This is a genomic window from Paenibacillus ihuae (assembly GCF_001368795.1).
GTDB classification, from domain to species: Bacteria; Bacillota; Bacilli; order Paenibacillales; family Paenibacillaceae; genus Paenibacillus_AQ; species Paenibacillus_AQ ihuae.
Genome location: NZ_LN831198.1, coordinates 2,320,079 through 2,328,021, shown reverse-complemented (window position 1 = coordinate 2,328,021; position 7,943 = coordinate 2,320,079). Strand labels below are relative to the sequence as shown.

Genomic DNA, 7,943 nt, shown 5'->3' with positions numbered 1-7,943 from the left:
TTTTACTTCCACTTTTCCAAAAGTATAATTTGATGACACCAACAGGTAAAGAGGAGTGTGCAAACAGATATGTCCAAACACAATGTACAGATGGATACAGCAGTCCCGCGGACCTGGCGCAGTCCAGCCTTTATGATTCTGCTCGGCGCGGGTGCCGTCATGGCATTAGGGAATAAAATTTATGAGCTTGCGCTTCCCCTCATTCTATATGATCTCACGAAATCCTCAGTCGTGATGTCCACAATGCGGGGCATTGAGTTTCTGCCGAACCTGCTGCTCGCGGTGTTCATAGGTGTACTTGTTGACAGAGCGCATAAGAAGAGATGGTCCTTAACCGCCATTCTGCTGCAGATTGTAATTCTTGCCGGTCTTTATCTGGCGATTGAGCGGGGCAGCCATTCATTATTCATGTTCTATGTAGCCGGGTTTCTGCTGATGACCTTTGGATATGCCTACTCAAATGCCAGGGTTGCGATGGTGAAGCATTCTCTGCCTAAGTCCATGCTCACATCGGCCAATGCTTCCTATAACTTCGTCACGACCTTTGTCGGAATCGCAGGACCCGTGCTGACCGGACTCCTGCTAATGCTGCCAAAGCTGCATGAAGCATTGCTGCTAACAGCAGTCGCCTTCAGCCTGGCGTTCGTCACCTTAAGCTTTGTAAGAACGGATGAAACTCCAAGAATCGCAGCCCATAGCAGGGAAGGCTTCTGGAAGGAGCTTCAGGCAGGCTGGATGGAGCTGCGCACGAACCGTTTGCTGCTCGCGATGAGCATCGCCGTTGTGTTTCTCAACTGTTCATCCGGTATGGTGGACACTACCATTATCTTCTTCGCCAAGGATGAGCTGAAGCTGAGCAATCTGGAGCTTGGGATCGTATTCTCGGCAGCTGGAGTCGGCGGGCTAGCTGGAAGCCTGCTGATCGGCAGACTGCGGCGTCATTTCCCGGTTGGCCGTTTAATGACCTTGTCCAGCTTACTCACCGGGCTTACGAGTATTATCTTCTTCATCTCCCACTCTGCTTACCTTCTCGCCCTCGGCTTATTCCTGTACGGATGTTTCGAGACGGTCAGCACCGTCAGCATCTGGACATTCCGCCAGGAGACTACACCCTATCCTCTCATTGGCCGGGTAAGCGGGATTACCGGTTCGATTTTCAAGCTGGGGATGCCGTTTGCGATTATGGGGTCCGGCTGGATCTCCGAGGAATCCGGTCCACGTACCGTATTTCTGATCACTATTGCTGTAAATTTACTGATCTTCGCCGGCTGCTGGTTGAGCCCGCTCTGGAGGCAGCGGGGAGCTGGTGGTTAAACTCTATATATCTATTATTTCAATTGATGTAAAATATCATCATTACTTATCCTGAGGTGCTTAGAATTGAAACAGAAAATAATTATGGCTATTACAGTCATTTCTCTTGTGTGCTCTGTGATCACATTTGCAAAATCCAATTTATCTAGTGCCCCAAATCAGAAATTCACCAATCAGCAAATCTATAATAATATCTTTAATTTGTCAGATAATCAGATGAAGGAGGCCATCGCTATAGGATATGGAGGCTTTCAGTCGCTTCCCAAACTTCAGGCGTCCCAGCGGCTTCGCATTATGAACGATAAAATGGGTAAATGGCAGCCCGCAATTAGTGTCAATACTCCTTATTACTATATCGCTATGATGTCCTATTCTGCTATCAGCAAGGATCAAAAGTACACATTTAATGATGCAAAAAAATCAAGCAAGATCTGTCTGGCTTAGGTACATTGGGATTCAGCGTTAAAGCATATGGAGATAAGGCTGACTTCGCTAAAAATATGATATCGTGTTAAAGCAAGGATCCAATGTGTTGCAGCATACAAGTATAACTGGAAAAAACGAATATGCTAGTACCACTGGCAATAACAATCCGGCTTATGTAAACATCTTGATTCCATATTTTGATATCCTGGCCATTGATTTCAGTAAACCGGCTGAACTGATTTATTCTTATTCCAGTGAAGGACAATCCATCACGTATCATTTGGACTTTTCCATGCTGAAATAATCTGCTAGCTTTCAGTGCTGCTACTGGGCCGGATATACGGATACGGATTCAAAATAGAGTCGTCGCTTCTCATCCTCATATATATCCGGGGGAAGTGACAGATACTCGTCTGTCAGCAAATCAGCTTCAGTAAGCGCGATAGAACGCCAAAGCGTAAATCCCAGAAGAGGAAAAGCATAAGTACAGCCTGTCTCGGCATGATCGCGGGCATATGGGGAAATTCGATCCAGAATTTCAATCAGCTCCGATGCCGGGGTACGAAACAGATCAGTCTCACCAAACATGCAGAACGCTTCCTCCTCCGGGTTAGCAATTTCAATAAAATTCGCCAGTCCTTCAGGATCATATTCAGCTTTATAGAATACCGGGAAATCAGCACCTTCTGCTTCAATTTCACTCCGGGACATTCCAAGCCGCAGCGGGCCAATCGAAGCTCCTGGAGTTACCTTGATTTTATCCTTATGAGACGTTAATCCGTAAAGCTTAATCAGCCGCTGTTTGTCCGCTTCGGGAACAACAGGTCTAGGGTCTGCCGGCAGCTCCAGGCCGATATATTGACCGGCTTCGGTGAAGCTTTCTACCCCGCCAGCCCCTACAGCAGCATAGAGTGCCGCTCCCACCGCAGCTTCTTCCGGTGAATAACTAAGAGCCAGCGGCAGCTTAAAAGTGGACTGCGCTTTTGCGCATAACACAGCATTGGCACGCAGTGCATTGCCGGACCCTATCATATGCTTAAAGGCGCTACCCGTTAAACAAGTCAGTGTCGTATAGAATGCGTACAGCTCATCAATCATTCCCTGCAGGAATCCATGAGCCAGACGGGCAGGAGTGAAATTATCCAGCGAAATCTGCCCGATGCTGCCGCGCACTTCCGGGTTCGTACGTGTGCCGAGAAACTGCGTATTCACTGTCAGTTCTGTTCCGGCGGTTTCTCCATCGCTTAGAAGCTGCTCCATGAAGCTGTACAGTTTTCCCGGTGCCTCTCCCGTGTAGGCGGTAATTAGCTCCCGGAAAAAATGTTCCAGCAGTGCATAGGATTTCCCTCCGCTGAGTGCCGCACCGACTACAAGCCTACCTCCGCCGGGAAAAGGCCGTATCTCCATCCCCTCTAACTGGTACTCACCATCAGGCAGCAGAACGGAAAGCTGGCTTCCCGTACCCATATTAAGCAATACCGATTCATCAGGAACCGGAACACTGCCGAGAAAGCTGGCCTGATTATCCCCCAGCGAGCAGTATACCGGGATCCCGCTTGACGTGGTTCCAATCACCGTACCGGAAGATACCACCTGCGGCAACAGCCCCGTATGTATTCCAGCCCGTTCAATCGCCCCATAATCAAACCCTCCCGCATCAAAACTGTAGCACCCGATACCGGCAGCTTGAGTTGGATCGATTAACGGCAACCTGCTTCCTGTCAGCCGAAGCGCGGCATAGTCAGCAATCGTACAGAAGCTGACCGCTGCAGCTGGAACCAGCCCGTTCTGGATATTATAGTAATGAGTGGCAAGCCCGTAACCCGGAGCAACGGTATAGCCTGTAGTCTCACTCAGCTTCTGTGCATAAGAAGAGCCGTCTTCAATTGGCAGACCCGCTCTGCCGTCCTGCCATGTATATAAGGGACTGACATGTTGCCCCCTGCTATCCGTATAGACAATTCCGTGCATCTGTCCGGTTAGGCCAATTCCGCTTATTTCCTTCTCCCTGGAATAGAGTCGTTCAAGAATCTGACTGGTTCTCTTAATGATAGATTCGGGATCCTGAAGCCGTTCCCACTCTTCTCTATGCTCCTGTGTGCCGGTGCCGCTGTCCTCGGTGACGGAATAGACAACAGTCTTCTGTTCCAGGTCATAGATCAGTCCGGTGATTGATGTGGTACCAATATCCAGTCCTATAAACTTCATCTGTGTTCCCCCTCTGTGCATATGGTTTATTACAGGATTAAAACTTAAATTCAGATACTTCTTCAACAATCAGCAAGTCCCTTTTGTGGAGGCTTGCTGTTTGCTGTTTAAAGGGGTTCTTTCATTTGCTCCCAGCATTCCCGAATTGCGTTAATAACGATCTGGGGTTCTGAGAACTGTGGGAAATGTCCGCTATTTTTAGCAGGGAAATGTTTGCTGTTTGAGGATAAAGTGAGTAGCTCCAATTGATGCTCCAGTCGTTTCGTGCGGACGATCTCCGGCATCATTTTACTATTTTTCTCCCCGCTTATTACACATACCGGGATGTCCGGAAACGCTTTGGAAGTAAGAATTTGTTGTACTGTTTCCTTTACAAAATTGACTTCATTGAATTTCTTATATGGAGATAAGGAATCGAATACCGACAACATCTTGTTGATCCTCTTGATTACCTTTCCTTGATATTCCTCCAGCCCCATGTCTTTCGGATGACTTGATTCAAGAAATACAACCCCTGCTATTTCATTCGGGTACCGCCGGGCATACAAATTTGCATATAATCCGCCCAATGAATGTCCGACCAATAAATATGGAGGTTCAAGACCAGTTATCTTTAATACTTCCCGTAAGGTTTCAATGATGGTACGCCCGTCTTGGGGTTCTTGAGGTTTGTCACTTCCCGCAACACCAAAGCGGTTATAGCAAAATACAGATGACCAATTTGCAAGTTGCGGCAGAATTCTCATCCATCCTTCAATAGGTCCCGAGCCGCCATTAATCAATACAATCGCCGGTTTTCCGTTACCGATGATGTTATATTGCAGCCTTCCTTTTGAAGTATTTACAATTTGCCTCTCAATACCCAAGTACAACACCTCACATTATTAATATATATGTCAATGAGTACGACCTCTTTATGAAGTGGTTTCAAAAGCTCCTGGGTTAATTCCTATTGCGCCTCCTGACTATGCAAAAATCCCGTCTGCCGATGATTCCGGCAAACGGGATTTGCTGAATGACGTTTCACAATTCTAATTAACCGTTTGTTGACGTGTGTCCCTTACCCTGATATTACTGCCGAACAGCGTAGAATCACTGGTCAGCTTGTAAGCGGGATAATTCTCTTCCGCTTCCAGCCGCATGACCTCATCAAACAATGACTCCTGCTGACGGTCACAGAGAAACGTGAACGGTTCTTGCTGAAATACAATATCTGTTGCATTTGGCTCAGTAATAATCTGAATGACCAGCACGCCATTACAGCCGCAGTCTTCCGTATCATAGAACAGCTTGAAGGATCCCGGCTGGCCGGCAAGACTCTTGGCAAGCCGGTCTGTAGTCAGCGGATCGAGTTGAATGTGCATAGATAGTTACCTCCTTGGAACGGTGCAGTCTGTGAATAGAGTATACCGTAAATATATCCTGGCTGCACCTTCCACCCGTGTGACCGCACTCACTACCTTTGTGACATTCCCGGCTCAACCGATCTGCGAACGGGCCGCATGCTCCAGACTTAGCAGCTGCTCTCTTACATTAACTACTTCTCCGACGATAATCATTGCCGGATTATGGATCTTCATCATTGCCGCCAGCTTACCAATATTGCCGAGCGTTCCGGTGACCGTCCGCTCGCCTGAAGTTGTTCCGTTCTCGATTAAAGCAACCGGAGTTTGCGGATCTTTGCCGTGCTTCATCAGTTGTCCGCAGATATCACTTAACCGGCTGACACCCATATAGATTGCCAAAGTATCCACACTATGGGCCAATGCATCCCAGCGGACAGGAGCAGCAGCGTCCTGACAGCGGCTGCCGGTCACGATGGCGAATGAGGCGGCCAGTCCGCGGTGGGTAAGCGGAATACCGGCGGAAGCGGCTGAGCCGATGGCTGAAGTGATTCCGGGAATGATCTCATACGGTATTCCAGCAGCGGCGGCGGCAAGCGCTTCTTCCCCGCCTCTGCCAAAAACGAACGGATCCCCTCCCTTTAAACGGACCACATGGCTGCCTGCTGCAGCGTGCTTGATCATCAACCGCTCTGTGGATTCCTGAGGCATGGAATGCTGCCCAGGAGCCTTCCCGCAATAGATGCGGATCGCGTCACCTGATGCATAGTCCAGCAGTTCTTCGTTCACAAGGCGGTCATACAGAATAACATCTGCCGCCTGAATGCGGCGCATGGCCTTGACCGTGATCAGCTCGGGATCGCCCGGGCCTGCACCGACGATAGATATGCTGCCCTGTTTCATAAGTTTTCCTCCAGCGAGGCCAGCTTGACGGTCTCTATATTTCCATAATCATGCATATTATCCCCGCCTTTACTGTGCTTAAAAACTATATTGTCAGATAGATACTGCCGCTTTCAGGGTCAATTTCTACCTCATAGGTCGTCACATGGCCTGTATCCGGGGCAAGAACATTGCCGCTGTGCAGATCAATCCGCCAGTCGTGGAGCGGACAATGAACTTTTGAGCCGCAGACCATGCCTTCGGACAAAGCGCCTCCTTTGTGGGGGCATTTGTTCTCAACAGCCAGGACCTCTCCTGTTGTTAGGCGAAACAAGGCGATTTCGGTATTCCCCACAAGCAGCTTCCGGGACCCTTTAATATCAATTTCATTTACATTGCCTACGAGCATTTTGGTCATTGTCATGGGTAGGGCCTCCTTATACCGTCTCAGGTTGTGTAATCGGCTCGAAATTTTTACGCAGCTCCGGCTCATTGACAATCTGCTTCCACGGGTCGCTTGTCAATCGCAGGGTGGCTTCAATCCGCTCCTTCAGGGCAAGGCGCTCTTCCCTGTCATCAAGCGCCTGCTTGATGCTGTCCAGCCCTACACGCTCAACCCACTGGGCGGTCCGCTCATTCCATCCGGCATTCTCGCGGTAGTATTGTAGGAATGCACTGGCCCATTCCAGCACCTCATCATCTGTTTTCACTACGCAGAGCAGATCCGTTGCCCGGACATGCACACCGCCGTTGCCGCCGATATGCAGCTCCCAGCCTCCATCGATCGCAACGACACCGAAGTCCTTGATGGTTGCTTCTGCGCAGTTACGCGGACAGCCGGATACTGCCAATTTCACCTTGGCCGGAGTGTTCAGCCGTTCGAAGGCTTTCTCCAGCCGGATTCCCATGCCGATTGCATCCTGGGTACCGAACCGGCAGAAGGTAGAGCCGACACAAGTCTTGACAGTCCGGAGGGTCTTGCCGTAGGCATGGCCGGATGGCATATCCAGCTCTTCCCACATCTTCGGCAGATCCTCTTTCTTGACGCCGAGCAGATCCAATCTCTGTCCGCCGGTGAACTTCACCATGGGAACATCGAATTTGGCGGCAACCTCAGCGATTTTGATCAGATCGGCCGGTGTGGTTACCCCGCCGTAAATCCGCGGCACTACGGAATAGGTTCCGTCTTTTTGAATGTTGGCATGATACCGTTCATTCGTGAATCTGGATTCCTTTTCATCAATATATTCTTCCGGCCACAGCATACCCAGATAGTAATTCAGGGAAGGACGGCATTTCGAACAGCCTTCATCATTGCTCCAGTCCAGTACATTCATTACTTCCTTGACCGTCTTCAGCTCCATGCGTTTGATTTCGGCAACAATCTCATCACGTCCAAGCGTGGTGCAGCCGCAAATGCCTTCCTTCACCGTTACAGCATTATCACCGGCGTATAATTGAAGCAATCCTTCCACCAGCGGCTTGCAGCCGCCGCAGGAAGCCGAAGCCTTCGTGCAGGCTTTGATCGCTCCAACACTGGTACATCCGCCGGATTGTATCGCTTCAGCTATTGCGCCTTTAGAGACGCCGTTACAGCCGCAGATAATCTCATCATCAGCCATCGCTTCCAGGCGGTTCCCTTTTGGTGATGCCAGCGCATCTGAAGATACGCCGAGCAGAAGCTCTTTTTCCATCCCTTTAATATTCTCATGATTCTTAATCATGGAGAACAGCTGCGCCCCGTCTCCCGTGTCTCCGAACAACACCGCG

At 49.5% G+C, this 7,943-nt stretch carries 8 protein-coding genes; 2 read left to right on the top strand and 6 right to left on the bottom strand.

Annotation, left to right across the window (positions count from 1 at the left end; all coding sequences use genetic code 11):
• Positions 1 to 69: 69 nt before the first annotated feature.
• On the top strand, positions 70 to 1,314 hold the full coding sequence (locus AQR02_RS10530) for an MFS transporter (protein ID WP_054940523.1): 1,245 nt from the start codon (positions 70 to 72) through the stop codon (positions 1,312 to 1,314).
• Between the two features lie 84 nt (positions 1,315 to 1,398).
• Complete coding sequence (locus AQR02_RS10525) at positions 1,399 to 1,758, top strand: hypothetical protein (RefSeq protein WP_159067735.1); 360 nt, start codon at positions 1,399 to 1,401, stop codon at positions 1,756 to 1,758.
• 306 nt (positions 1,759 to 2,064) lie between these two features.
• Here AQR02_RS10525 and AQR02_RS10515 read toward each other — a convergent pair whose 3' ends face one another.
• The 6 genes from AQR02_RS10515 to AQR02_RS31230 all read right to left on the bottom strand — a co-directional run.
• Complete coding sequence (locus tag AQR02_RS10515; RefSeq protein WP_054940520.1) at positions 2,065 to 3,948, bottom strand: sedoheptulokinase; 1,884 nt, start codon at positions 3,946 to 3,948, stop codon at positions 2,065 to 2,067.
• 107 nt (positions 3,949 to 4,055) lie between these two features.
• The gene (locus AQR02_RS10510; RefSeq protein WP_054940519.1) at positions 4,056 to 4,814 is read right to left on the bottom strand and encodes an alpha/beta fold hydrolase; all 759 of its coding nucleotides are present in this window, start codon (positions 4,812 to 4,814) and stop codon (positions 4,056 to 4,058) included.
• A gap of 165 nt (positions 4,815 to 4,979) precedes the next feature.
• A complete protein-coding gene (locus tag AQR02_RS10505) occupies positions 4,980 to 5,312 on the bottom strand; it encodes an iron-sulfur cluster biosynthesis family protein (RefSeq protein ID WP_054940518.1) in 333 nt (110 codons plus the stop codon).
• Between the two features lie 114 nt (positions 5,313 to 5,426).
• Positions 5,427 to 6,194, bottom strand: a complete 768-nt coding sequence (cobA, locus tag AQR02_RS10500; RefSeq protein ID WP_054940517.1) for a uroporphyrinogen-III C-methyltransferase — start codon at positions 6,192 to 6,194, stop codon at positions 5,427 to 5,429.
• An 85-nt stretch (positions 6,195 to 6,279) separates the two neighbouring features.
• The gene (gene nirD, locus AQR02_RS10495) at positions 6,280 to 6,591 is read right to left on the bottom strand and encodes a nitrite reductase small subunit NirD (RefSeq protein WP_054942066.1); all 312 of its coding nucleotides are present in this window, start codon (positions 6,589 to 6,591) and stop codon (positions 6,280 to 6,282) included.
• A gap of 19 nt (positions 6,592 to 6,610) precedes the next feature.
• The coding region (locus AQR02_RS31230) for a (2Fe-2S)-binding protein (RefSeq protein ID WP_148449150.1) at positions 6,611 to 7,943 on the bottom strand (1,333 nt) is incomplete at its 5' end.

Excerpts from the sequence above, each read along its gene's own strand:
- nirD (WP_054942066.1), bottom strand. The coding sequence starts at position 6,591 with ATGACCAAAATGCTCGTAGGCAATGTAAATGAAATTGATATTAAAGGG.
- AQR02_RS10525 (WP_159067735.1), top strand. The coding sequence starts at position 1,399 with ATGGCTATTACAGTCATTTCTCTTGTGTGCTCTGTGATCACATTTGCA.
- AQR02_RS10505 (WP_054940518.1), bottom strand. The coding sequence starts at position 5,312 with ATGCACATTCAACTCGATCCGCTGACTACAGACCGGCTTGCCAAGAGT.
- cobA (WP_054940517.1), bottom strand. The coding sequence starts at position 6,194 with ATGAAACAGGGCAGCATATCTATCGTCGGTGCAGGCCCGGGCGATCCC.
- AQR02_RS10515 (WP_054940520.1), bottom strand. The coding sequence starts at position 3,948 with ATGAAGTTTATAGGACTGGATATTGGTACCACATCAATCACCGGACTG.
- AQR02_RS10530 (WP_054940523.1), top strand. The coding sequence starts at position 70 with ATGTCCAAACACAATGTACAGATGGATACAGCAGTCCCGCGGACCTGG.